The 23016-nt window shown below is 66.2% G+C and carries 20 protein-coding genes, 2 rRNA genes, 1 pseudogene and 1 riboswitch (1 of these 24 only partly in view); of the genes and pseudogenes, 15 read left to right on the top strand and 8 right to left on the bottom strand.

The features are described 5' to 3' along the window. The 3 genes from ACRXBZ_RS26205 to ilvD all read left to right on the top strand — a co-directional run. Nucleotides 1–1743: ribosomal RNA gene (locus tag ACRXBZ_RS26205) — 23S ribosomal RNA — on the top strand; it begins 1328 nt to the left of the window's first position. A gap of 120 nt (nucleotides 1744–1863) precedes the next feature. Next, nucleotides 1864–1980: ribosomal RNA gene (gene rrf / locus ACRXBZ_RS26210) — 5S ribosomal RNA — on the top strand. Between the two features lie 108 nt (nucleotides 1981–2088). Beyond that, entirely contained in the window at nucleotides 2089–3789 is a 1701-nt protein-coding gene (gene ilvD / locus ACRXBZ_RS26215) for a dihydroxy-acid dehydratase (protein WP_433881337.1), read from the top strand. A 412-nt stretch (nucleotides 3790–4201) separates the two neighbouring features. On the opposite strand, the gene ACRXBZ_RS26220 is transcribed toward ilvD, so the two are convergent. After that, nucleotides 4202–5278, bottom strand: coding sequence for a ribonucleotide-diphosphate reductase subunit beta (locus ACRXBZ_RS26220; RefSeq protein ID WP_433881338.1), 1077 nt, complete (start codon nucleotides 5276–5278; stop codon nucleotides 4202–4204). Between the two features lie 77 nt (nucleotides 5279–5355). Continuing rightward, nucleotides 5356–7749, bottom strand: a complete 2394-nt coding sequence (locus tag ACRXBZ_RS26225; protein WP_433881339.1) for a ribonucleoside-diphosphate reductase subunit alpha — start codon at nucleotides 7747–7749, stop codon at nucleotides 5356–5358. Nucleotides 7750–7860: 111 nt separating this feature from the next. Then, nucleotides 7861–8074: riboswitch (cobalamin riboswitch) on the bottom strand. A 213-nt stretch (nucleotides 8075–8287) separates the two neighbouring features. Between ACRXBZ_RS26225 and ACRXBZ_RS26230 the strand changes: the two are divergent. Then, nucleotides 8288–10060 (top strand): annotated as a pseudogene (locus tag ACRXBZ_RS26230) (glycoside hydrolase family 3 protein); the annotation flags it as partial. A 215-nt stretch (nucleotides 10061–10275) separates the two neighbouring features. Here ACRXBZ_RS26230 and ACRXBZ_RS26235 read toward each other — a convergent pair. Next, on the bottom strand, nucleotides 10276–11217 hold the full coding sequence (locus tag ACRXBZ_RS26235) for an ABC transporter substrate-binding protein (protein ID WP_433881340.1): 942 nt from the start codon (nucleotides 11215–11217) through the stop codon (nucleotides 10276–10278). Between the two features lie 133 nt (nucleotides 11218–11350). Here ACRXBZ_RS26235 and ACRXBZ_RS26240 point away from each other — a divergent pair, with 133 nt between their 5' ends. Beyond that, a complete protein-coding gene (locus ACRXBZ_RS26240; RefSeq protein WP_433881341.1) occupies nucleotides 11351–11998 on the top strand; it encodes an alpha-ketoglutarate-dependent dioxygenase AlkB family protein in 648 nt (215 codons plus the stop codon). A 78-nt stretch (nucleotides 11999–12076) separates the two neighbouring features. Here the strand turns inward: ACRXBZ_RS26240 and ACRXBZ_RS26245 are convergent, their stop codons facing one another. Further along, the gene (locus tag ACRXBZ_RS26245) at nucleotides 12077–12688 is read right to left on the bottom strand and encodes a DUF5134 domain-containing protein (protein WP_433881342.1); all 612 of its coding nucleotides are present in this window, start codon (nucleotides 12686–12688) and stop codon (nucleotides 12077–12079) included. Nucleotides 12689–13116: 428 nt separating this feature from the next. Continuing rightward, nucleotides 13117–13644 carry a transposase gene (locus tag ACRXBZ_RS26250; RefSeq protein ID WP_433878013.1) on the bottom strand — a complete coding sequence of 176 codons (528 nt, stop codon included), beginning with the start codon at nucleotides 13642–13644 and terminating at the stop codon, nucleotides 13117–13119. 1198 nt (nucleotides 13645–14842) lie between these two features. Between ACRXBZ_RS26250 and ACRXBZ_RS26255 the strand changes: the two genes are divergently transcribed. Genes ACRXBZ_RS26255 through ACRXBZ_RS26265 form a run of 3 tightly spaced genes read left to right on the top strand, consistent with a single transcriptional unit; the run spans nucleotide 14843 to nucleotide 16005 of the window. Beyond that, nucleotides 14843–15139 (top strand): hypothetical protein, encoded by a 297-nt coding sequence (locus ACRXBZ_RS26255; RefSeq protein ID WP_433881343.1) that lies wholly within the window; start codon nucleotides 14843–14845, stop codon nucleotides 15137–15139. Then, nucleotides 15136–15414, top strand: coding sequence for a type II toxin-antitoxin system RelE family toxin (locus ACRXBZ_RS26260; protein ID WP_433881344.1), 279 nt, complete (start codon nucleotides 15136–15138; stop codon nucleotides 15412–15414). Before ACRXBZ_RS26255 ends, ACRXBZ_RS26260 begins: the two co-directional genes overlap by 4 nt. A 42-nt stretch (nucleotides 15415–15456) precedes the next feature. Beyond that, entirely contained in the window at nucleotides 15457–16005 is a 549-nt protein-coding gene (locus ACRXBZ_RS26265; RefSeq protein ID WP_433881345.1) for an NUDIX hydrolase, read from the top strand. On the opposite strand, the gene ACRXBZ_RS26270 is transcribed toward ACRXBZ_RS26265, so the two are convergent. After that, nucleotides 16002–17117: an NsdA family TPR-like regulatory protein gene (locus ACRXBZ_RS26270; protein ID WP_433881346.1), complete on the bottom strand. Its 1116-nt coding sequence runs from the start codon at nucleotides 17115–17117 to the stop codon at nucleotides 16002–16004. The two genes, ACRXBZ_RS26265 and ACRXBZ_RS26270, sit on opposite strands and share 4 nt — an antisense overlap. 160 nt (nucleotides 17118–17277) lie before the next feature. Here ACRXBZ_RS26270 and ACRXBZ_RS26275 point away from each other — a divergent pair, with 160 nt between their 5' ends. Beyond that, entirely contained in the window at nucleotides 17278–17481 is a 204-nt protein-coding gene (locus ACRXBZ_RS26275) for a hypothetical protein (RefSeq protein WP_433881347.1), read from the top strand. A 4-nt stretch (nucleotides 17482–17485) separates the two neighbouring features. On the opposite strand, the gene ACRXBZ_RS26280 is transcribed toward ACRXBZ_RS26275, so the two are convergent. Beyond that, nucleotides 17486–17833: a GntR family transcriptional regulator gene (locus ACRXBZ_RS26280; RefSeq protein WP_433881348.1), complete on the bottom strand. Its 348-nt coding sequence runs from the start codon at nucleotides 17831–17833 to the stop codon at nucleotides 17486–17488. Between the two features lie 190 nt (nucleotides 17834–18023). Here ACRXBZ_RS26280 and ACRXBZ_RS26285 point away from each other — a divergent pair, with 190 nt between their 5' ends. The 5 genes from ACRXBZ_RS26285 (at nucleotide 18024) to ACRXBZ_RS26305 (ending at nucleotide 21448) form a co-directional block, all read left to right on the top strand. Beyond that, nucleotides 18024–18278: a helix-turn-helix domain-containing protein gene (locus ACRXBZ_RS26285; protein WP_433883975.1), complete on the top strand. Its 255-nt coding sequence runs from the start codon at nucleotides 18024–18026 to the stop codon at nucleotides 18276–18278. A 1-nt stretch (nucleotide 18279) separates the two neighbouring features. Next, nucleotides 18280–18675 carry a hypothetical protein gene (locus tag ACRXBZ_RS26290; RefSeq protein WP_433881349.1) on the top strand — a complete coding sequence of 132 codons (396 nt, stop codon included), beginning with the start codon at nucleotides 18280–18282 and terminating at the stop codon, nucleotides 18673–18675. Continuing rightward, nucleotides 18675–19049, top strand: a complete 375-nt coding sequence (locus ACRXBZ_RS26295; protein ID WP_433881350.1) for a helix-turn-helix domain-containing protein — start codon at nucleotides 18675–18677, stop codon at nucleotides 19047–19049. Before ACRXBZ_RS26290 ends, ACRXBZ_RS26295 begins: the two co-directional genes overlap by 1 nt. Then, the gene (locus ACRXBZ_RS26300) at nucleotides 19049–19321 is read left to right on the top strand and encodes a hypothetical protein (protein WP_433881351.1); all 273 of its coding nucleotides are present in this window, start codon (nucleotides 19049–19051) and stop codon (nucleotides 19319–19321) included. Before ACRXBZ_RS26295 ends, ACRXBZ_RS26300 begins: the two co-directional genes overlap by 1 nt. Nucleotides 19322–19972: 651 nt before the next feature. Then, the gene (locus ACRXBZ_RS26305) at nucleotides 19973–21448 is read left to right on the top strand and encodes a DUF3987 domain-containing protein (RefSeq protein ID WP_433881352.1); all 1476 of its coding nucleotides are present in this window, start codon (nucleotides 19973–19975) and stop codon (nucleotides 21446–21448) included. Nucleotides 21449–21571: 123 nt separating this feature from the next. On the opposite strand, the gene ACRXBZ_RS26310 is transcribed toward ACRXBZ_RS26305, so the two are convergent. Then, a complete protein-coding gene (locus ACRXBZ_RS26310; protein WP_433881353.1) occupies nucleotides 21572–22006 on the bottom strand; it encodes a hypothetical protein in 435 nt (144 codons plus the stop codon). A gap of 440 nt (nucleotides 22007–22446) precedes the next feature. On the opposite strand from ACRXBZ_RS26310, the gene ACRXBZ_RS26315 reads away from it, so the two are divergent. Beyond that, a complete protein-coding gene (locus ACRXBZ_RS26315; RefSeq protein ID WP_433881354.1) occupies nucleotides 22447–22623 on the top strand; it encodes a helix-turn-helix domain-containing protein in 177 nt (58 codons plus the stop codon). The last annotated feature ends 393 nt before the right edge of the window (nucleotides 22624–23016 follow it).

Raw genomic sequence — 23016 nt, forward strand, 5'->3', positions numbered from 1 at the left:
GTGAGAATGCAGGCATGAGTAGCGAGTGCAGAGTGAGAATCTCTGCCGCCGGATGACCAAGGGTTCCTGGGGAAGGTTCGTCCGCCCAGGGTGAGTCGGGGCCTAAGGCGAGGCCGACAGGCGTAGTCGATGGATAACGGGTTGATATTCCCGTACCCGTGTTGATGCGTCCATAGCGAAACCTTTGATACTAACCATCTTGGTGTGTGTTGATCCTTTGGGTGATATGCGTGCTGGCATGGGACCTGATGGGGCGGTAGTTAAGTGATGGGGTGACGCAGGAGGGTAGCTCTGCCAGTGAGTGGTTGTACTGGTGTAAGCCTGTAGCCCGGTGTGTAGGTAAATCCGCATGCCTTGTGGGTGAGGGGTGATGCGTAGCCGTTGTGGCGATGTGAGTGATCCCATGCTGTCGAGAAAAGCCTCTAGCGAGTGTCTTCACGGCCCGTACCCGAAACCGACACAGGTGGTCAGGTAGAGAATACCGAGGCGGTCGGGTGAACTGTGGTTAAGGAATTCGGCAAATTGCCCCCGTAACTTTGGGAGAAGGGGGGCCACTGCTGGTGAACCGACGTGCTTGGGGAGCTGGTGGTGGTCGCAGAGGCCAGGGAGAAGCGACTGTTTACTAAAAACACAGGTCCATGCGAAGCCGTAAGGCGATGTATATGGACTGACGCCTGCCCGGTGCTGGAACGTTAAGAGGACCCGTGAACCCTTTGGGGTGTAGCGGAGAATTTAAGCGCCAGTAAACGGCGGTGGTAACTATAACCATCCTAAGGTAGCGAAATTCCTTGTCGGGTAAGTTCCGACCTGCACGAATGGCGTAACGACTTCTCCGCTGTCTCGACCACAGGCCCGGTGAAATTGCAGTACGAGTAAAGATGCTCGTTTCGCGCGGCAGGACGGAAAGACCCCGGGACCTTTACTATAGCTTGGTATTGGTGTTTGGTTCGGCTTGTGTAGGATAGGTGGGAGACTGTGAAGCATTCACGCTAGTGGGTGTGGAGTCGTTGGTGAAATACCACTCTGGTCGTTCCGGGCATCTAACTCGGGTCCGTGATCCGGATCGGGGACAGTGCCTGGTGGGTAGTTTAACTGGGGCGGTTGCCTCCTAAAGGGTAACGGAGGCGCCCAAAGGTTCCCTCAGCCTGGTTGGCAATCAGGTGTTGAGTGTAAGTGTATAAGGGAGCTTGACTGTGAGACTGACGGGTCGAGCAGGTGCGAAAGCAGGGACTAGTGATCCGGCACTGGCTGGTGGAAGCGGTGTCGCTCAACGGATAAAAGGTACCCCGGGGATAACAGGCTGATCTTGCCCAAGAGTCCATATCGACGGCATGGTTTGGCACCTCGATGTCGGCTCGTCGCATCCTGGGGCTGGAGTTGGTCCCAAGGGTTGGGCTGTTCGCCCATTAAAGCGGCACGCGAGCTGGGTTTAGAACGTCGTGAGACAGTTCGGTCCCTATCCGCCGCGCGCGTAGGAGACTTGCGGAAGGCTGTCCCTAGTACGAGAGGACCGGGACGGACGAACCTCTGGTGTGCCAGTCGTTCTGCCAAGGGCGTGGCTGGTTGGCTATGTTCGGGAGGGATAACCGCTGAAAGCATCTAAGCGGGAAGCCTGTTCCTAGATGAGGTCTCCCACCCGTTGTGGGTTAAGGCCCCCAAGAGATGATTGGGTTGACAGGCCAGATATGGAAGCACGGTAACGTGTGGAGTTGACTGGTGCTGATAGGCCGAGGACTTGCTCACAAAGATTGCTACGCACCCACTATACGGTTCTGGGGCAACAACCAGAACCTTTGATAATTGAACATGTGTCATTCGTGTTCTGACGCCTGGTTTCCCGTCGTTTACGGCGGGGTGAGGGTTGTCGGTGGCGATGGCGGGGAGGGTCCGCCCGGTCCCATTCCGAACCCGGTAGCTAAGCTCCCCAGCGCTGATGGTACTGCACTCGACAGGGTGTGGGAGAGTAAGACACCGCCGACACACTATTCGAAAGGGGCCCCTTCTTCCGGAACGGAAGAAGGGGCCCCTTCTCATTTCCAAGGCGGTTAGGAGCAGCGCTGGTGGTGTGACGCGAACTACAGTCGGAGCGTGGACGATGCCAAGCTCAGCAACGACCAGCGCACGCTGAAGCCTCGCAGCAGCGAGGTCACCGAAGGTATGGAACGGGCCGCGGCGCGCGGCATGCTGCGCGCCGTCGGCATGCAGGACGCCGACTTCGCGAAGCCGCAGATCGGGGTCGCGTCATCCTGGAACGAGATCACCCCGTGCAACCTCTCGCTGCAGCGCCTGGCCCAGGCAGCGAAAGAAGGCGTGCACGCGGCCGGCGGCTATCCGATGGAGTTCGGCACCATCTCGGTCTCCGACGGCATCTCGATGGGGCACGTCGGCATGCACTACTCCCTGGTGTCGCGGGAGATCATCGCCGATTCCGTCGAGACCGTGATGGAGGCCGAACGGCTGGACGGCTCGGTGCTGCTCGCCGGCTGCGACAAGAGCCTGCCGGGCATGTTGATGGCCGCGGCCCGACTCGACCTGGCCTCGGTGTTCGTCTACGCGGGTTCGATCCTGCCTGGGCGCGTCGACGACCGCGAGGTCACCATCATCGATGCTTTCGAAGCGGTCGGTGCGTGCGCGCGCGGCCTGATCACGCGCGAGGAGGTCGACCGCATCGAGCGCGCGATCTGTCCTGGTGAGGGCGCTTGCGGCGGGATGTACACCGCTAACACCATGGCCTGCGCGGCCGAAGCGCTCGGCATGTCCGTCCCGGGTTCGGCCAGTCCGCCATCGGTGGATCGGCGTCGCGACGCGAGCGCCCGCGAAGCCGGCCGCGTGGTGGTCGGCATGTTGGCCCGGCAGCTGACCGCGCGGCAGATCCTCACCAAGGAGGCGTTCGAGAACGCGATCGCCGTGACGATGGCCTTCGGCGGGTCGACCAATGCCGTGCTGCACCTGCTCGCCATCGCGCGGGAAGCCGAGGTCGATCTGCGGCTGGACGACTTCAACCGGATCGGCGACCGGGTGCCACACCTGGCGGACGTCAAGCCGTTCGGCCGGTACGTGATGCCTGCGGTGGACCGGATCGGTGGAGTGCCGGTGGTCATGAAGGCCCTGCTGGACGCGGGCCTGTTGCACGGCGACTGCATGACGGTGACCGGTCGCACCGTTGCGGAGAACCTCGCCGAGCTCGACCCTCCGGAGCTGGACGGCGAGGTGCTGCACCAGCTGTCGAACCCGATCCACCCCACCGGCGGTCTCACCATCCTGCGCGGATCGTTGGCGCCCGACGGCGCGGTGGTCAAGAGCGCGGGCTTCGATTCGACGAGTTTCGAAGGTACGGCAAGAGTTTTCGACGGCGAGCAGGGTGCCATGGACGCCGTGGAGGACGGCTCGCTGAAGCCCGGTGACGTCGTCATCATCCGCTACGAGGGGCCGCGCGGCGGGCCGGGGATGCGGGAGATGCTCGCCGTGACCGGCGCGATCAAGGGCGCCGGCCTCGGCAAGGACGTCCTGCTGGTCACCGATGGCCGATTCTCCGGCGGCACCACCGGGCTGTGCATCGGGCACGTCGCGCCGGAAGCGACCGATGGCGGGCCTATCGCGTTGGTGCAGGACGGCGACCCGATCCGCCTCGACCTCACCAACCGCACCCTGGACCTGCTCGTCGACGGCGATGAACTCGTGCGGCGCCGCGAGCACTGGTCCCCACCGGCGCCGCGTCTCCGCAAAGGCGTGCTCGGCAAGTATGCGAAGCTGGTCGGTTCCGCGTCGGAAGGAGCGGTTTGCTCGTGATCAGGACCGCAGGCCCTGCTGCGGTTGCGGCTGTGCCTGGGCCTGGGCCTGGGCTTGGGCCTGGAGCTGTTCCGCCTCATCCTTGCTGATCGGAGACCTCGTGCCGCGCCATGTGCAGGTCAGCGCGTACCGGGTGCTGGCCGGGAATAGCGGGACGAAGAACAGCGTGAACTTCGGGACACCCTTGTTGAGGGTCGTCGCGTACGTCCCGCGGCAGCCCGGGCAGACGAGCAGCAGGCCGGCCAGCCGTTGGGCGGTGCTCCGGAATCCTCAGATGATCACATTTCCCTCCCCTCAGCCGGTGTGATCGGCACCCGACGTTAGGCCACGTGCCGGCGGGGCGGGGGCCTGAATGCGGCGGGTTGCTACATCGTCGACGGGTGGGAGTGATCACAATTGGTCGGTCGGGGAGTCAGTCCCACTGGAGGGAGCCGCCGGACTGGTATTCGATGACCCGGGTTTCGAAGAAGTTCTTCTCCTTCTTCAGGTCCATGGCCTCCGACATCCACGGGAAGGGGTTGTCGGCTTCCGGGAAGACCGGTTCCAGGCCGAGCTGGGCGCAGCGCCGGTTGGTGATGAAGTGCATGTACTGGGCGCAGAGGCCGGCGTTGATGCCGAGGATGCCGCGGGGCATCGTGTCGCGACCGTAGGCGATTTCCAGCTCACAGGCTTCGGTGAGCATCTGCCGGATCTCGGCCTGGAATTCCTCGGTCCACAGGTGCGGGTTTTCCAGCTTGATCTGGTTGATGCAGTCGATGCCGAAGTTCAGGTGGATCGATTCGTCACGCAGGATGTACTGGTACTGCTCGGCGATGCCGACCATCTTGTTCCGCCGGCCCAGCGCGAGGATCTGCGCGAACCCGGTGTAGAACCACATGCCTTCGAAGATCACGTAGAAGGCGACGAGGTCGCGGAGGAAGGCCTGGTCGGCCTCGGTGCTGCCGGTGGTGAAGTCCGGGTCTTCCAGGCTGCGCGTGTACTGCAGCGCCCAGGCGTCCTTGTCGGCGATCGACGGAATCTCCCGGTACATGTTGAACAGCTCGCCCTCGTCGAGGCCGAGGCTTTCACAGATGTACTGGAAGGTGTGGGTGTGCACGGCCTCCTCGAAGGCCTGCCGCAGCAGATACTGGCGGCATTCGGGGTTGGTGATGTGCCGGTAGACGGCGAGGACGATGTTGTTGGCCACCAGGGATTCGGCGGTGGCGAAGAAGCCGAGGTTGCGTTTGAGCAGCAGGCGTTCGTCGTCGCTGAGGCCGTCGGTGGACTTCCACAGCGCGATGTCGGCCTGCATCGAGATCTCGGTGGGCATCCAGTGGTTGTTGCAGCCCGCGAGGTACTTCTCCCAGGCCCACCCGTACTTGAGGGGGAGCAGCTGGTTGACGTCGGCACGGGCGTTGATCATCGCCTTGTCTCCGACGTCGACGCGCCCACCGGCGCGGTCGATCTCGCCGAGCCCGGCGGCCGAGGATGGGGACTGCAGGGACGTCATGCTGTGTTGCTCCAAGGGAAATCGCGCAGGTCGAGTCCGCGCGTCGAACAGGACTTGACTGGGACCCGGGTGGGGTGTTACTGGCAGGCTTCGCAGTCGGGGTCTTCGACCGAGCAAGCAGCGCCGGTCGCGGTCGGCGCCGTCGGGACGGCGTTGAGCTTGCCGTCGGTGCCGCGCAGGGTGCTCTTCTCCACGTGGGTCGCGCTCGTGGAGCGCAGGTAGTACGTGGTCTTGAGGCCCTTTCGCCAGGCGAGGCGGTAGAGCTCGTCGAGCGTTCGGCCGCTGGGCCGGGAGACGTAGAGGTTCAGCGACTGCGCCTGGTCGATCCATTTCTGCCGGCGTGCCGCCGCCTCCACCAGCCAGCGCGGCTCGATCTCGAACGCGGTGGCGTAGAGCTCCTTGAACTGCTGTGGGACCCGCTCGATCGGCAGCAGGCTGCCGTCGTGGAACTTGAGGTCGGCGATCATCGCCTCGTCCCACAGCCCGGCCTGCTTCAGGTCGGCGACCAAGTGCGGGTTGACCACGGTGAAGTCGCCGGACATGTTCGCCTTGACGTACAGGTTGCGGTAGACCGGCTCGATCGACTGGTTCACGCCGCAGATGTTGGAGATCGTGGCGGTCGGGGCGATGGCCATCACGTTGGAGTTGCGCATCCCGACGGTGCGCACCTGCTCACGCAGCGCCTCCCAGTCCAGGGTGGACGAGCGGTCCAGGTCGACGTCGCCGCCGCGGGCGTCGGCGAGCAGGTCGAGCGAGTCGATGGGCAGGACTCCCTGGTTCCACAGCGATCCGTCGAAGGACTCGTACCGACCCCGCTCGGCCGCGAGCTCGCTGGACGCGGCGATCGCATGGTAGCTGATCTGCTCCATGCTGCGGTCGGCGAACTCGACGGCGGCCTCCGACGAAACCGGGATGCGCTGCGCGAACAGCGCGTCCGCGAAGCCCATGAGGCCCAGCCCGATCGGCCGGTGCCGCAGGTTGGACCGGCGTGCCTCGGGGATCGTGTAGAAGTTGATGTCGATGACGTTGTCCAGCATTCGCACGGCGGTGCTCGTGGTGCGCTCCAGCTTCGCGGCGTCGATGCCGTCGGCGTCGACGTGCCGGGCCAGGTTGATCGACCCGAGGTTGCACACCGCCACCTCGTCGGTGCTGGTGTTCAGGGTGATCTCGGTGCACAGGTTGGAGGAGTGCACGACCCCGCTGTGCTGCTGCGGCGACCGCAGGTTGCACGGGTCCTTGAAGGTGATCCAGGGGTGGCCGGTCTCGAAGAGCATCGTCAGCATCCGCCGCCACAGCTCCACCGCGCGCACTCGGCGGAACACGCGGATCTCGCCGCGGTCGGCGGCCTGCTCGTAGGCGCGGTAGCGCTCGGCGAACGCCTTGCCGTAGAGGTCGTGCAGGTCAGGCGTCTCATCCGGGGAGAACAGCGTCCACTGCTCATCGGCCTCGACGCGGCGCAGGAACTCGTCGGGCACCCAGTTCGCGGTGTTCATGTCGTGGGTGCGGCGGCGGTCGTCGCCGGTGTTCTTGCGCAGGTCGAGGAACTCCTCGACGTCGATGTGCCAGGTCTCCAGGTATGCGCACACCGCGCCCTTGCGCCGGCCGCCCTGGTTGACCGCCACGGCGGTGTCGTTGGCGATCTTCAGGAATGGCACCACGCCCTGGGACTTGCCGTTGGTGCCGTTGATGTGGGCGCCGATGCCGCGCACCGGCGTCCAGTCGTTGCCCAGTCCGCCCGCGTACTTCGACAGCCGCGCGTTGTTGCTGATGGAGTGGAAGATCCCGGACAGGTCGTCGTCCACAGTGGTCAGGAAGCAGGAGGACAGCTGCGGCCGGGTGGTGCCGGCGTTGAACAGGGTCGGGGTCGAGCACATGAAGTCGAACGTCGACAGCAGGTGGTAGAACTCGATCGCCCGCGCCTCGCGGTCGTCCTCGCGCAGCGCCAGGCCCATCGCGACCCGCATGAAGAACGCCTGCGGCAGCTCGAAGCGGGTGCCGTCTTCGTGCAGGAAGTAGCGGTCGTAGAGAGTCTGCAGGCCGAGAAAGCCGAAGGTCAGGTCGCGTTCCGGCACCAGGGCGCGGCCCAGCCGGTCGAGGTCGAAGGAGCCCAGCTCCGGGTCGAGCCGCTCCAGTTCGACACCGCGGCGCACGTAGTCGGCGAAGTACGCCGGGTAGTGGTCGCGCATTTGCTCCTGGTCGGCCTCCTGTGGCTCGCCCAGGAAGCTCAGCGCCTCGCGGCGCATCCGGTCCAGCAAGAGGCGGGCCGTGACCTGCGAATAGTTCGGCTCGGTCTCGATGAGCGTGCGTGCCGCCATGACCTGGGCCAGCGAGAGCTCGTCGTCGCTGATACCGGCGTAGCCGGTGCGCCGCACCTCTTCGAGCACGGCATCGGCCGACACGCCGGGCAGTCCGGCGCAGGCGTGGTGGACCACAGTGGACACGCGGGTCCAGTCGTTGAGTGTCGCCGTCACGGGCTCTCTCCCTCGCGAGCTCGGCGGACCACGACGGCGCGCGCGGAGACAGGCGGCAGGAGCCGCAGGTCGTCCGCGCGGACCCGCCCTCGAAGTCCCGGACAGCACGCTTCGCAGCGTGCACCGGCGGCAGGTCTTCGGACTCACGGGCGGCCTACTGGTCGTGGCTTCCCAGGCTGCTCGCCCAGTGCTCTACCCGCTGCCGTCAGGCAGCCGGGTCACGACGTTCGTTCCCGTTCACCGCTGCGGGGCAGTCCCGGATTCGCACCGGGTTCCCTCTTGCCTCACCGGACGCCTCCGGTGAACCACCAGCGAGCGACACACTACATGTTGGGTTCGGGGAGTGATCGGATGGGCAGATAACGGAGTGTCGTGGTCCTGGTCGACAGTGCGGGCGAGGTGGTCGAGACTTGGCGGCCGGAGGCCGGCGAAAGGGGTAGCGGTGGACGAGGCGAAACTCCTGTCGTTGGTTTCGGAGTTGACAGCGGCAGAGAAGGCGCGGTTGCTGACCGGTGCCGACCTCTGGACCCTGCACCCGATGCCGAAGATCGGGCTGCGGTCGTTGGTGCTCTCCGACGGGCCGAACGGGGTGCGCGGCACGGCATGGGACGAGCGCGACACGTCGTTGCTGTTCCCGGTGGCGTCCGCGCTGGCGGCGACCTGGGATCGGGCGGCGGCGCGCACCGCGGGTGAGGTGTTCGGCGACGAGGCGCGCCGCAGGGGTGTGCACGTGGTGCTGGCGCCGACGGTCAACGTGCACCGAAGTCCTTTCGGGGGCAGGCATTTCGAGAACTTCTCGGAGGATCCGCTGCTGATCGCCGAGATCGGTGCCGAGGTCGTCGCGGGCATCCAGTCGCGCGGGGTGGCCGCGACTCCGAAGCACTACGTCGCCAACGACAGCGAAACCGAGCGGCTCAGCTACGACGCGGTGGTCGACGAGCAGGCGCTGCGCGAGATCTACCTCAAGCCGTTCGAGCGGATCGTGGCGAAGGCTTCGCCGTGGGCGATGATGGCCGCCTACAACTCGGTGAACGGGAGCACGATGACCGAGAATTCCGCTCTGGTGAACGATGTCCTCAAGGGCGAGTGGGCGTGGGACGGGATGCTCATGTCGGACTGGTTCGCCACCCGCTCGCTGGAGGCGGCGGCGCTCGGCGGCCTCGACCTGGCCATGCCCGGCCCGAAAAGCCCGTGGAGCGACGGGAAACTCGCAGCGGCCGTGGCGCGGCGCAAGGTCCCGGAGGAAGTTCTCGACGACAAGGTCCTGCGGGTGCTGCGGTTGGCCGATCGGGTAGGTGCTTTCGAAGATTCCGAACCCGGCGGCGGGCCTTCGGGGGAGGCCAGGCCGGTCATCCGGCGGCTCGCGACGCAGGGATTCGTGTTGTTGCGCAACGAGATAGTGGATGATGCGCCGCTGCTGCCGATCGGCCCTAAGGTCGCCAAGGTCGCGATGATCGGCGAGAACGCCACCATTCCGGTGGTGCAGGGAGGCGGGTCGTCGCACGTTAGCCCGCCGCACGTGGTGACTCCGCTGGATGGATTGCGTGCGGCGCTGCCCGACGCGGATGTGGTTTACCAGCGCGGTGTGCGGCATCGGCGGTTGCTGGACGTGATCCCGCGCGAGGAGGTTGCTGACCCGGCCGGCGAGGGCACCGGTATCCGGGTCGAATACCTCGGTGACAAGGGAGAAGTCCTCGACAGCGAGCTGCGCGGAACCGAGCGGCTGATGTGGCTCGGCGGCCTGCCGTCCGGGGCGAAGTCGTTGCGGTTGCAGGGGAAGCTCCAACTCGATCTCGGCGAGCACGTGTTCGGGGTGAACGGCACCGGGCGCTTCCGCGTCGAGCTCTCCGGCCGGGAGGTGCTGGCTGCGGACGTGGTGCGCACCAACGGGATCGACGACCCGCTGGGCGGCATGCTGGAACCGCCCGAGCAGCGGTTCAACGTCGTGCTCGTCGAGTCGGACTTGGACGCCGACGGCCGGGCAGCCATGACCGTCGAGTTCACCCCGCAGCGCATCGACGCGCTGGTGGCGGTCGGGATCGGGCACCGAGCGCAGGAGTGGGACGACGCGAGCGCACTCGCCGCCGCGCTGGCGATCGCCCGCGACTCCGACGTCGCGGTCGTCGTGGTCGGCACCAACGACGAGGTCGAGACCGAGGGCCGCGACCGCGTCTCGCTGGACCTGCCGGGCGCCCAGAACGAGCTGGTACGCAAGGTTGCCGCGGTGAACCCGAACACGGTCGTGGTGGTCAACGCCGGGTCGCCGGTGCTGATGCCCTGGGCGTCCGACGTCCGCGCGGTGCTGTGGACGTGGTTCGGCAGCGCGAGGTCGTGCAGGTGTACGCGGCGGAGCCGTTGCGGCTGGCGGGGTTCGCCGTCGCCGAGGCCGAGGCGGGAGCCGAGGTGTCGGTGGTGGTGGACGTCGAGCCGGGCGGTGAGTTTGCGGTGGGGCGCAGCGCCGGGGACCTGCGGATTCGCGCAGCGAAGAGCCCGTGAGTCCGGCGGACTCACGGGCTCTTCGCTCGGTCACTGCTGCGGGAAGGCCTTCTGCAGGTCGTCCAGGACCAGGTTGGCGGCGATCGGGCCGAGGCCGAGGAACCAGGTGTCGTCGTGCACCTCGACGGCCTTGCCGTTCTTCACGACGCCGAGCGTCGTCCACTGCACGGAGTTGACCACGTCGGCCAGCTGCTGCTTGGCGCTTTCGCCGTAGGCGGCGTAGAACAGCTGGTCGCCGTCGGCCTGGGAGATCTGCTCGCGGCTGATCTTGGTGAAGGTCTGGTCGGTCTGCTGGTTGTCGGGGCGGCCGAAGCCCGCGTCGGCCAGGATCGTGCCGATGAACGAGCCCTTGCCGTACAGGCGGATGTCGCCGGGGATGAACCGCAGCATGCTGATCTTGCGGGCGGCGGGGTCGCCGGCCTGCTTGCCGATGTCGGCGGCGCGTTGCTGGTAGGCGTCGAGGATCTGCTGCGCCTCGGCCTTCTTGCCCAGCGCCTCGGCGTCGAGCAGGAAGTTCTGCTTCCAGGTCTTGCCGACCTGCTCGGCGAACACCGTCGGCGCGATCTTGCTCAGCGCGTCGTAGTTCTGGTCGTCGCGCACCTTGCTGGAGAGGATCAGGTCGGGCTTGAGCGCGGCGATCTTCTCCAGGTTCGGCGAGCCGATGGTGCCGACGATCTCGATGTTGCCGGCCTTCTCGGCCAGGTACGGCTGCAGGCCCTTGTTGGCGTCCGGCAGCACGGTGCCGACGGGCTTGATTCCCAGCGCCAGCACCGCGTCGAGCTCCCCGGTGTCGAGCACGACGACGCGCTGCGGGTTGCCGGCGATCTTGGTCTGCCCCTTGGCGTGCGTGACGATTCGCTCGTCGCCCTGGGGCGCGGCGGGCTGCTCGGGAGTCGACGAGCCGCACGCGGCGACGGCGCCGAGCGCGAGCATTGCGGTAACGGCCGCGAGCAGTCGACGGGGACGGAACATGGTGCTCCCTGCTATTTTGGTTGGCTCAAAAGTTTGGTAAGCCTAACCTGGCCGGGGGATGGAAACCAGCTTTGAGAGGGTTGTCACGGGTGAGCGGCCGCGAAGGTGATCATGACGTGGTAAAGGGGCGGGCATGGAGTCGTTGATCCCGCGGGAGCGCGCCGAGATAGCGCCGGGTGCGGTGCACCTGCCCGACTGGCTCGACCTCGGCCAGCAGCGCGAACTGGTCGTCGCGTGCCGGGAGTGGGCGCGCTCCCCGGCGGGCATGCGCTCCGCGCGGTTGCCGAGCGGGGGAGTGATGTCGGTGCGCACCGTGTGCCTCGGCTGGCACTGGTACCCCTACCGGTACTCGCGAACTGTCGACGACGGAGACGGCTCGCCGGTGACGCCGTTCCCGGACTGGCTCGGTGACTTGGGGCGCAGGGCGCTCGCCGACGCCTACGGCCGCGCCGCCGACGACTACCGCCCGGACGTCGCGCTGGTCAACTTCTACGACGACACGGCGCGGATGGGAATGCACCAGGATCGCGACGAGCAGAGCCGGGAGCCGGTGGTGTCGCTGAGCCTTGGCGACACGTGCGTCTTCAGGTTCGGCAACACGGAGAACCGGAACCGGCCGTGGACGGACGTGGAACTGTGCTCGGGAGACCTGTTCGTCTTCGGCGGCGAATCCCGCCTGGCGTACCACGGAGTCCCGAAGACGCACCCGGGAACGGGACCGAACATAGGCATGACGGCAGGCCGCCTGAACATGACCCTCCGAGTGTCCGGAATGGACTGAAGGTCAACGTCCGTGAGTACTTTGCGGTGCTATAGCACCCCAAACCGCTCACGGCCACTGACCAGCCGCGACCCCTCGTCAGAGCGTGGTCAGGAACATGTAGCCCATACTCAGGGAGAGGACCAGTTCGGTGGTGGCCGTCAGCCTGGGGTGGTCTCGGGGCGGGCGGATCAGGTCGGTTCCGGCGAAGCCGGCGCTGAGCAGGCAGTAGGTCATCAGTACCCAGGCCAGCAGCGGAAAAGTGAAGCCCGCAGGCTGTGCGCCGACGACGGCCAGCGCGCTGCCGTGCGAGTGGCCGGACGAATGTGCGGTGGACAACGACAACAGGCCTGAACTGGGCCCGTGCGGCCGAGCGGCGGCGAACATGTACGCCATGGCCAACCCGCTGACCAAGTGGTGCAGGTAGGTCAGGGCCGCACGCCGACGCAGCGCCAGCACGCCCATCCAAACGGCGTTCGCGACGAACAGCGCAGCCCACGCGCCGGGCGGAAGCACCTGGGGCAGGAACATCGCGGACATCCCGATGCCCATCAAGACATGAGCAACGTCCACGCTCCCGCAGCCACCCCAAGCCTCCGGAAGCCGCCAACGGCGGACCACCAGCCGAACCAAGCACACCAAGGTCACCGCGATGACCGCCCCGCCCAACACCTGGTCGACCACCAACAACCCCCGGCGTCCGATCGGCAACCCGAGGTACCCGATTGTTCGCGCCCCACCACCCGAGGTCTAGGTCCAGTCGGTGCTTTCAAACACCAACCCGAAGCAACGAAGACCACGACCAACCCATGCGTCGGCGAAGCCGCACCAAATGCGCACGCCCACAAAAATAGTGACGCCACTCACCCAAGCAACAAGAAAGCCACCTGCTCCAAAATGATGCTTTCAAGGCACAGCGGCTACCTAGGCCCGGAAGCGTTCCCACGGGATGCGAAACCCCGAAACCAAGCCACCGCACCGTGGGGGTTTGGGGGGTTCGACCCCCAATACAAAGACGAGATATGAGAAAGCGAAACGCCCTGCGTAAGCAGGGCGTTTCGCATATCGAGTGCGCCAACAGGGACTCGAACCCCGAACCCGCTGATTAAGGGCTCTTCGCATCTGGCGGGATCTTGTAATCATGTGACTACGCATGGTGCAGCAGAGGTGTTGACGGTGTGTAGCCATTCGGGGCGGGTGGACCGGGACGCGGTGTAGCGGGAGCGGCGTTGTTGATGGGTGACGTTGGTGAACCCGAACGCACCCCGGTAGACGAGCTTGACCAGACGGTTGACGCCCTCGGCGGCGGCGTTGCTGTGGCCGGTGAGCACGCCCCGGGCGATCTCGGTACGCCAGGTGGAGATGGTCTGGGCCAGGGTCACGATCTCCGGGACGCTGGCGCCGATCGTGCCGCAGAAGGTGAAGAACGCGTGGAATGCCCGGCGTAGCCGGTGGCCGGTGGTTGCCACGCCGGTCTGGTTGGGCGAGAGGCCGATCACCGCGCGCAGCAGTTCCTTGGCCCGCCACGCCGCACCGATCTGCCGGCCGTACCCGCCCAGATCGGCCAGGACACACAACAGCTTGTTCCGTGCCCGCTCGGAGAGCTTCTCCTTGGTGCAGATCGGTGCCGACAGCACCGGGATCCGCGTCGGCCACCCTCGGGTCACCGCCGCCGGCGGTCTCCCCGTCCTGACGATCGGGCCCGGCGTCGCAGGCCACACCGGCCCCACGGTCGGTGGTCGTGGTGGTGTCGGTGACCACGATCCCCGCCTGGGCGGCCACCCCGACGAACGCGTCATGCACGGTGTGCCAGGCCATCCCGACCCCGGCGGCGACCCGGGACACCGGCACCAGCCAGTCCCCGACCAGATGCCCCGTCACCGTCCTGGCGTGCGACGAGATCCCGGCTCGCCGATCGGCCAGCGGCCCCGTCTCGACGAAGCTCGCGTTACCGCACTCGGCGTTCCCACACCAGAATCGAGACTTGTGCCAGCTCACCCGCATCGCGACCATCGTCACGTGCTTGACGGTATGCACTGTGGACTCTCTGACCCGCTCCGCGGCGTGCCCACAGCCCGGACAGCACGCCGCCCGCGGGGCCGCGGTCGTCACATGCACCGTCCAGGAACCATCCGCCTCCCGTTCGATCACATCGATCTCGACCCCGTCCAGTCCCAGCAACTGCGCCGGCACCGTAGTCTGTGACACGCGCCCACCCGCCTCTACCGATGATCCTTGCTCTTGGTCGACAAAGATCATCACAGGTTCGGTGGGCGCACCTCGTCCCCGCCCTACACAAGCCGCGGGCGCGGCTACAGAACGCAACAATCAGCTATCACCACAAGTGATCACTCGGATACAGGATCCGCTCCACTGCGAAGAGCCTGATTAAGAGGGATTTGGAAGATCGTTCACAGCAGGGTCTAACCGTGCAAGTGCCCTGGTCAGTGCCATTGCTGGAACAGTGGGGGATGGTTGGCACGGGAGCGGACTGAGCCGAAAACTGAGCCGACAACGAGGGCGGCGGAGGGACGCTGAGCGTGCTGGTCGGCCTTCCCGGTTGCACCCTGCCTCGTTCAGGGCTCAACGGAGATCTCAGTGCCTCTTGAGAGCCCCTCTGAGGCCGGGAGATCACGTGGTAGTTCCGAGTCGGTTCACTGGCGGCTCGACGGCCTACGGGCCGCTGAGCCGCACCTCGGGAGCCCTCTAGGTCTAGAGCCCGGCCTCTCTAGACCTAGAGGGGTCGCTAGACACCCATCCGGGCCGTGAGCAGCGGTCTAGAGCCTAGAGGCGGTCCCGGCCGCCAGCCATCCCCCAATGTTCCAGCCTCGTCGCGCTGGTCGATCGAGGCGAGGATGCAGCAGAATGGAGACCATGAGCGAGCAGCCAGTGAGCGTATCCGCCGATGGCCTGGCGTCGTGGAACGAAGCGGTGCAGCGGGCCGAGCGTGGCGAAAGCGTGCCCGTGATCGCCCACGGTGAGCACGTTGCCGACGTCGTGCCCTCCGGTGAGATCGATCGTTTGCGTGAGACGATCGAAGTGCTTTCCGACTCAGACGTCGTGCGCGACCTGCGCGAAGGTCTCGCCGACATGGCCGCCGGCCGAACCATCTCCGCGGACCAGATGGCCGCCGACCTCGCAGCCCGTGCGGCCAACGAATGACCCACCAGCCCAGCTACGCCGTCACCTACACCGCTTCCGCACGCCGTCAGATGAACCGGCTACCTCTGGCGGCCGCAATGGCAATGCATGACCACCTGACCGGCCCCGTTGCCGACAATCCGCACCGCCTTGGAAAGCGGCTAGACGAGCCGCTAGGGAACCTGCACAGCACTCGGCGCGGCGAGTATCGAGCCCTCTACTCGATCGATGACAACGAAGTGACCGTCACAGTTGTGACCGTCGCTCATCGCCGCGACGCATACCGTTCGCGCTAAAAGTGGCATCACTTGACGCCTGAACATAGGAGACTTAGCTACATGGCTAACCAAGAGGGAGAATGGATCGTTCATAATGAACGGCCGATCTATGAAAGCGAATGGGTCCGGGTTGGGCTGGCTGACATTTCGCAGCCGTCAGGAGACCGGTTCGAGCATCACACTGTGTGGTTTCCTCCGCCTGCTATGACGGTTCTCATCGACGACGCGGGCGAGAATGTTCTCATGGCCTGGCGGCACCGGTTCGCGCCCGACCTGTGGAACTGGGAACTTCCGGGCGGAATCATCGACCCCGGAGAAACCCCGTACGATACGGCGCTGCGCGAGCTGATCGAAGAAACCGGCTACAGGCCGCGAGGGCTAGAGTCACTCGTCACGTTCGAGCCTGCTGTTGGAATGCTTAGGAATCCTCACCATGTCTTTCTCGGTCGGGGCGCTGAATTGGTCGGCGATGCAACCGAAGTGAACGAAGGGCGCTTCGAATGGGTTCCGTTGTCCAAGATTCCGAACCTGATCCGCGAAGGAAAGATTAAGAATTCGGGCACCCTCGTTGGACTGCTGCATTACCTAGCGCTTGGTGGTGAGAACTAGCCAGCCAGGAGTTTGGAGATACGCGCGCGTTGGCGTGCCGAACCTGTCCGCCCGGCCAGATCGGCCGCTCGTTGTGCGTGCCGCTTCGAGCCCTCGATGTCGCCGCGGCTTCGCAGAGCGAGGGCGAGGTCTACCCGAAGGCCTGTCTCCGCGCGTTTCGATGTGAGGACCTGGCTACCTTCCAGTGCGGTAGTCAGGTCGTCGACTGCTTCATCGGCACCGAGCCGGGCGAGGCAGTGCCCGCGCCACCGAGAAAGGTGTGTTCCGTTCAGCATCAGGTAGGGAAGTTCAGGGTCGGTGTCGCCTTCCGGGAGCACCTCGACCGCCTGGTCAAGCATCTTTAGCGCCTGGTAGTGCTCGCCCGCAGCTGCGAGGAACTCCGCCTCAGCTGCGGCGAGCCAGGCGCGGAGACGTGGCGGAACGCGCCGAGCTGTGTCGGGCGTGTGCGCGAACTGGACCAGCTCCACCGCATCGCTGGCGCGGCCGGCATCGAGCAGCGCGTAAGCCTGCTGTGCCGTGACGTGCGCCAACACGGCGGGACTTTCGCCTTGTGCCGCAGCGGATTTCGCGATGTCGTGAAGGTTCCATGCTTTCGTGACGTCACCAGCGTCGAGCGCTTGCCAACCGGCCAAGGCGGCGCCCTCTGCCAGGGCCACAGCTGCTAACGCGGAGTGCTGGCCGGGCAGCGACGTTCGCAGAAGGTTTTGCATGTGCTCAACGTGGGCGACGGTTTGCGGAATGATCGCCGCGCCAACCTTCCGGTCCATGTGTCGATAGTGGTCGGTCTGCACCTCCAGCATCTCGACGATTTCCAGATCCAGCCGGGTGATTTCGAGCAGAGACGGGATCTCCAGCGACGGAGGCGGAGTCACCTCGACGAACGCGAGCGCCACCGGCGGGAGCTCGAACACTTCGCACAGCTCGTCGCGCCAGTCAACGGGGTCTACCCGCCCCTGCTCCCACTCTGTGTACATGCGCTTCAGGCTGGCGTCTTTTGGCGGCATCTTGCCTCGCCGTCGCCGCGCCTCTCGGAGCTTCGCGCGGGTTTCGCCCTGCGTCATGCCGGTTGCGAGACGCGCCCGCTTCAGAGGTGTCATGTCGGCGTCTTCCACGTGCACGCTTCCCCTCAGCTATTCCCGCTGGTCATCCGCTGGTGATCCGAACGACTCACCTCCGACTCACCAGGGACTCATCTCCCTATCTTTGCAAAGAAACCGGATTCTTGAGCCATGCCAGGGAAAACAGCCAACAAAGTAGACGGAGGAACTGGCTATGGCGAAGAACTCGTTGCCGATGTTGCCGAAGACGGGCGGGGGCGCGTTGTCGAAGGTGGTCTGGTCGTTGGTCGGCGTGGCGTTGTTCGTGCTGGTCGTCAAGTACCCCAACGACGCCGCAGTGTTCGCGAAGGGCGCGTTCGGCTTGCTTGGCGGCGTCGTCGAGGGGCTTGTGGCCTTCTTCCGGCAGATCGGGCGGTAGCTCGTTACCTGTCGGCAAGCTTCCGCTCGACCACTTCGAGCCTGTTCCGCAGTTCGGCAAGTTCACGACGCATTGCTTCGAGGTCGCTGGCGTCCACTTCGATACGGCTCTTGTCCCGTCGGGTACGGACGTACGAGCCCTTGCCTTGTCGCGACACGATCAGTCCGGCATCGCGAAGCACCGCCAGGGCGCTCTTGGCAGTACCAAGCGAAACGCCGTACTCGCTGGTCAACGCCGACAGCGCCGGGAGCTGCTGCCCCGGCCCTAGCTCGCCCGAGTCGATCGCCGCTTGCAGCTGGTCGGCAATCTGCCGATACGGCGGGCGCGGGTCATCAGGATCGAGTTTTCGCATGTCGGAGAGGGTACACGTGGCCAACTTTGGCGACCAGGATGTAACTATGTTGACATGGTTGGCCAGGATAGCTACTGTCTCTGGTGTTGCAGGAATCGCACAGAACGCAAAAGCCCCGACTGGTGTTGCAGCACCAGCCGGGGCGGACATCGAAACGTTGGGAGCATCGATGCAGTTCGAGGGTAGCCGGATGTACCGGGTGAAGGCAGTGGCCGGGGCGCTGGATGTCTCGGTGAACACGATCTACCGGGCGATCGAGTCCGGTGAGCTGGCCGCGCTGAAGTTGGGCACGGGCAAGGGCACGTTGCGGATTTCCGGTGAGGCGCTGAACGCCTACGTGGAGAAGTGCTCGCAGGCCGCCTACGAGGCGTTCGTGACCGGGAACGAGTCGGCCATCGAGGCCGCCGACAACACGCAGGGTGCGCAGGTTGGGGAGGTGGCCTGAGATGACGAAGCAGGCTTTCGGCATGGTCAACGGGCAGGTCACCGAGTTCACCGCCGCTCACCGGGCGTTCAACGACACCCCGGCCGCTATGCAGCTCACGCTGACGGTACCGATGTCGTATGAGGACATCGCGGCGGCGTACTACCTGTTCATCAACGGTGGCGGGCTGCTGTCGGACCTCGACGACGCGGACTGGGCCCGGCAGGTGCTGTTCGACACGCTGTTCAACGACTCGGCCGCCGCCATCGAGGAAACGCGGCTGGAGATGGCCGAGCTCGAGCCCGGCACCGAGGAACACGAGTTGGCGCAGGCCATCCGGGCGAGGGTCGCGGAGATCTTCGCCCCGGTGTCGGCCCCGGCCCAGCGGAAGCGGTCGCGGGCGAAGGTGAGCCGGTGATGGCCAAGTTGACGAAGCTGAGGCAGGTCCGGCAGGCGCTGGGGTGGACTCAGGGCGAGCTGGCCAGCCACGTGATCGAGGCAGCGGAAGCGCGGGGCATCCGGTTGGGCGCTTTGGGCACGCTCAAGGGCCTGATCTGCGGGTGGGAACAGGGCAAGCTCACGGTCTCGCAGACCTACCGGGAGCTGCTGGCCACGGTCTACGGCACCACTCCGGAAGCGCTGGGCCTGACCGAGGTGTGGTCGCGGAACTTCCCGATCGTGACGTGGGAGGAGATCCGGCGCGGCGTGCACCCGAACAGGGGGCCCAGTCCCCGTGACCCGGTCATCGGCGGCCAGCTCGACGTGAGCTTCGACCCGGACGGGGTGGCGTGATGACCACGTTGGGCCTGCACGGGGTGACGACGCTGCTGTACGCCGCGCCGGTCTCGACCGAGCTCCTGTCCCGGCTGCCGTTGGACAACCTGGCCGCCTACGTCGCCACGATGGCCGCCGACCTGGCGGCCGGGGACCGGGAACGGCTGGAGCACGGCTTGGCGGCGGCGGTCGAGCGCGGCGGGCCGTGGTTCGAGCGGGACCGCTACGAGCTGGCCCGGGCCCTCGCAAGGGCCGTCCAGGTCGAGCCCGACGCGTCCAGATCGAGCTGAGCCCGACCCCCCGATCCCCGGGTCTCCCGGCCGGTGGCGCCAGTCCCGCCGCCCCGTGTCGTACGGGGTTTGAACACCGCCACCGGCCGGGGTTCCCCAACCGATCAGCGGACCCGGGGTCCGGAACCGCCGGGAACAGCACAAACCAGCTCCCAACCCCGGGGGGGGAGCCAGCCCGGAACCAGGTTCCCGGCCGCCGGGAACAGCACAAACCAGCTCCCAACCTTCCCCCGAGTTGGGAGCAGTCCAGGAACCAGGTTCCCGGCGGCCGGGAAGAGGGTTCTCACCGGTTCTCACCTGCATGGGAAGAACCCCGAGAAGCGGCACCGGAGAAGCACCGAGAACCCGCCGAGAACCCCTCTCCCGACCGGGCGACCGAGCCGAGCCGACCGGGCGACCGGGCGACCGAGCCGAGCCGACCGGGCGACCGGGCGACCGAGCCGAGCCGACCGGGCGACCGGGCGACCGAGCCGAGCCGACCAGGCGACCGAGCCGACCAGGCGACCTGACCCGGTGACCTGCATGAGTTGAGGGGAGTCGACCCCCGGTGACCCGCATGAGTTGAGGGGAGTCGACTTCTCCGGTCGAGGGGGTTTCGACCGGCCGCGAACAGCACGAACACCCACCGAACGACATCGGAGCCGAAAGCCCATGAGTAAGCCCGAAACACCGCCCGTCGAACCGGGCGAAGCGCGGCGACGGCTGCACCTGGTCCCCGACTCCACCCCGCAGCCGACGAGGGAAGCCGCGGGGCCGGTGCCGGCGGTCCCGGCGCTGGCGTTGGACCCGGAGACCGAGCGGCGGGCGCTGGAGGAGATCGCCCGCGCTCGCTCGGAGCTGCCCGACCGTGACGAGGCGATGTTCGGCACCTACCTCGGGTCGCTGGTGCGCCGCCTGGAGCCGACCAGCGAAGCCGACCCGGCGAACATCCTCGCGTCGCTGATGGCCGCGACCGGGGTCTATCTCGGCGACGGGCCGCACATGCGGGCCGGGGACGACCGGCACCCGCTGTTGGTGTGGCCGATGGTCATCGGCCGGACCGGCGTGGGCCGCAAGGGTGCGGGCTGGTCGGCCGCGAAACGCCTGCTGCTGGCCACCGACCCGGACTTCGCGGACCGCAACATCCACTCCGGTTTGACCTCCGGTGAGGGGCTGACGCAGGCGTTCAACGAGGACGAGGCGGGCGCGACCGGCCCCGACGAGGGAGAGGAGGGCAAGGGCAAGAAGCGGGCGTCCCTGCTGCCGCCTGGTGACCGGCGGTTGCTGGCGTTCGAGACCGAGTGGGCCACCGTCATGGCCCGGATGAAGCGGGAGGGCAACACGCTCTCGGCGACGCTGCGCGCGGCGTGGGAAGGCGGGAACCTCTCCACCCTCGGCGTGAACGCGCGGATCGTGCGGGACACCCACGTCGGGATCCTGGCCCACATCACCCCGAAGGAGTTCCAGGCCAAGCTCTCGGCCTCTGACATGGCCGGGGGCACCTACAACCGGTTCCTGCCCGTGCTGGTCGCCCAGACCCAGTTCCTGCCCAACAGCACCGGCGCGGACCCGGCCTTGCTCGATCGCCTGGCCGTGGACCTCCGTGCCCGCCTGGCCGCCGGTGCCCACCTCGGGCAACTCGGCCTCACCCGCGATGCCGCCGCGCTGTGGCAGCGGCTCTACGTCGAGTTCGGCGGCTACAGCGCAGACGACGGCCCGATCGAACAGTTCCTGTCCCGTGCCGCGCCGAACTGCCTGCGGGTGGCCGGGCTGCATGCCGCGCTCGACGGCGTGGAGCTGATCACCGTTGAGCACCTGGCCGCAGCTGCGGCGTTCGTCCGCTACGCCGTGGACTCCGCCCGCGCCGTGTTCACCACCTCGAACCCCAAGCTGTCCAAACTCGCCCGGTTCATCGCCGACGCCGGACCGGCCGGGCGCGCCCGCACCGAGATCAGCCAACAGCACTTCCAGGGCAACGAGAAGGCCGCCGACATCACCGCGTGGCTTGACCAGCTCGCCGCCGACGACGTGATCACCAAGACGTTCCAGCGGCCCGAGGGGAGGAAGGGAGGCCGCGCCACCGAGATCTACGTAGCGAACGAACACTACGAACTTACGAACAATGCCCCTGACCAGGGAAAACGCTGAGAGCAAAGTTCGTACGTACGAACTTTGCTCCCGACGAAACCGCAGGTCAGAGCCAAAGTTCGTAACTTCGTCAACTTCGTACACACCGGGAGGTTCCCTATGTCTGCATATGACGCAAGCCGATTACTCGCGCTTCTCGACATCCGCAACGGGGATCTCGTCGCCGGGCCCGATCAGGCGCGGATTCCTGAATGCGACCGCCGCGCGCATGAGGCAGTCCGGTTCCTCGCTCTCGCGATTGACGATCAACGGCCATCCCATGCCGCCGTCGGCGACCAGCCAGGCGTGTACGTCCTCGACAACGCGAACTGGAGGCACGTAGTCGTCATCAACGCCGACGACACGCCAACCGGGTTGGCTTGGCACGACCGAGAACGCCCGGGCGCACTCAGTCAGGAACTGAAAGCCGGAAAGGTGGTGTGCGGGAACCAGTGCGCCACGTTGGGGATCAACTACCAGCGCGTGGCCGTCGTCGTCGAAACGCTCAACCGCACGTTCAACGAAGCCCGAATCGGCCTTGTAGAGGGCAGCCCAACCTGTCGGGGAGATCTCGACCATGCACCCAGTCTGCCGCATCGAGATCAACTCAGTGAACGAACACTACGAACTTACGAACAATGCTCCTGACCAGGGCAAACGCTGAGAGCAAAGTTCGTACGTACGAACTTTGCTCCCGACGAAACCGCAGGTCAGAGCCAAAGTTCGTAACTTCGTCAACTTCGTACGGACCGGGAGCACCCATGAACCGCAGCCAGCACACCAACTCGTCGATCCGGCAGGGAATCGGACAGGGAACAGGGCAGGGAGTCCCCGGGGAGGGAGGGAATTCTCCCTCTCCGCCTCCCTCGCCGATTCCCTCGGCCCGACCTGCGGAAACGACCCGAGAGGGAACGAGGGAGGCGAGGGAACACGCCCCGGGAAACCCCCGGAAAACGCGGTTTCCGGCTCCCCCTGGTCGTTCCCTCCCTATGTCCCGGCAGCCACAGGAGGAGCCGCGCGTGCTGCTCACCGTCGAGGCCGCCGCCCGTCGGTTGTCGGTGAGCCGGACGACGATGTTCCGGCTTATCAAGTCCGGCGACGTGGCCTCGGTGCGCATCGGCCACGCCCGCCGTGTCCCGGCCGAAGCCATCACCGCCTACGTCAAGCGCCTGGCCGCCGAACAGCACGCCGCGTGAGACCCGTTCGGCGGCCGGAAACCGGAAGTGAGTGGGCAAGTGAGTACGGCCGGGACAGGTGAATAGTCACTTGCCCATTCACTTCCGGCATTCACTGGGCGTGACCTGCGACAACGATCCGGAAGTGAGTCAAGTGAGCGCAGTGAACCGGCCTCGCCAACCCCGCTCCACGCGGTTGCTGCGGCGACCGGACGCCGTCCACTCACTTGCCAGGCGCGCAATGTTGCTGTCCCTGTCCCTGACCACGACGAGTGAAACGAGTGAAGCCGGAATGAAACCCGGAGCAGCCGGAAACCGGGCACACAACCCGCCCGCCTGGACCGCTCCAACCCGGTTCACTCGGTTCACTTTCCGCAGCTCACCCCTGGAGTGGACCGGCGAATGAAGAACTTC

Source organism: Saccharopolyspora hattusasensis, from assembly GCF_050972075.1.
Classification (GTDB): Bacteria; Actinomycetota; Actinomycetes; order Mycobacteriales; family Pseudonocardiaceae; genus Saccharopolyspora; species Saccharopolyspora hattusasensis.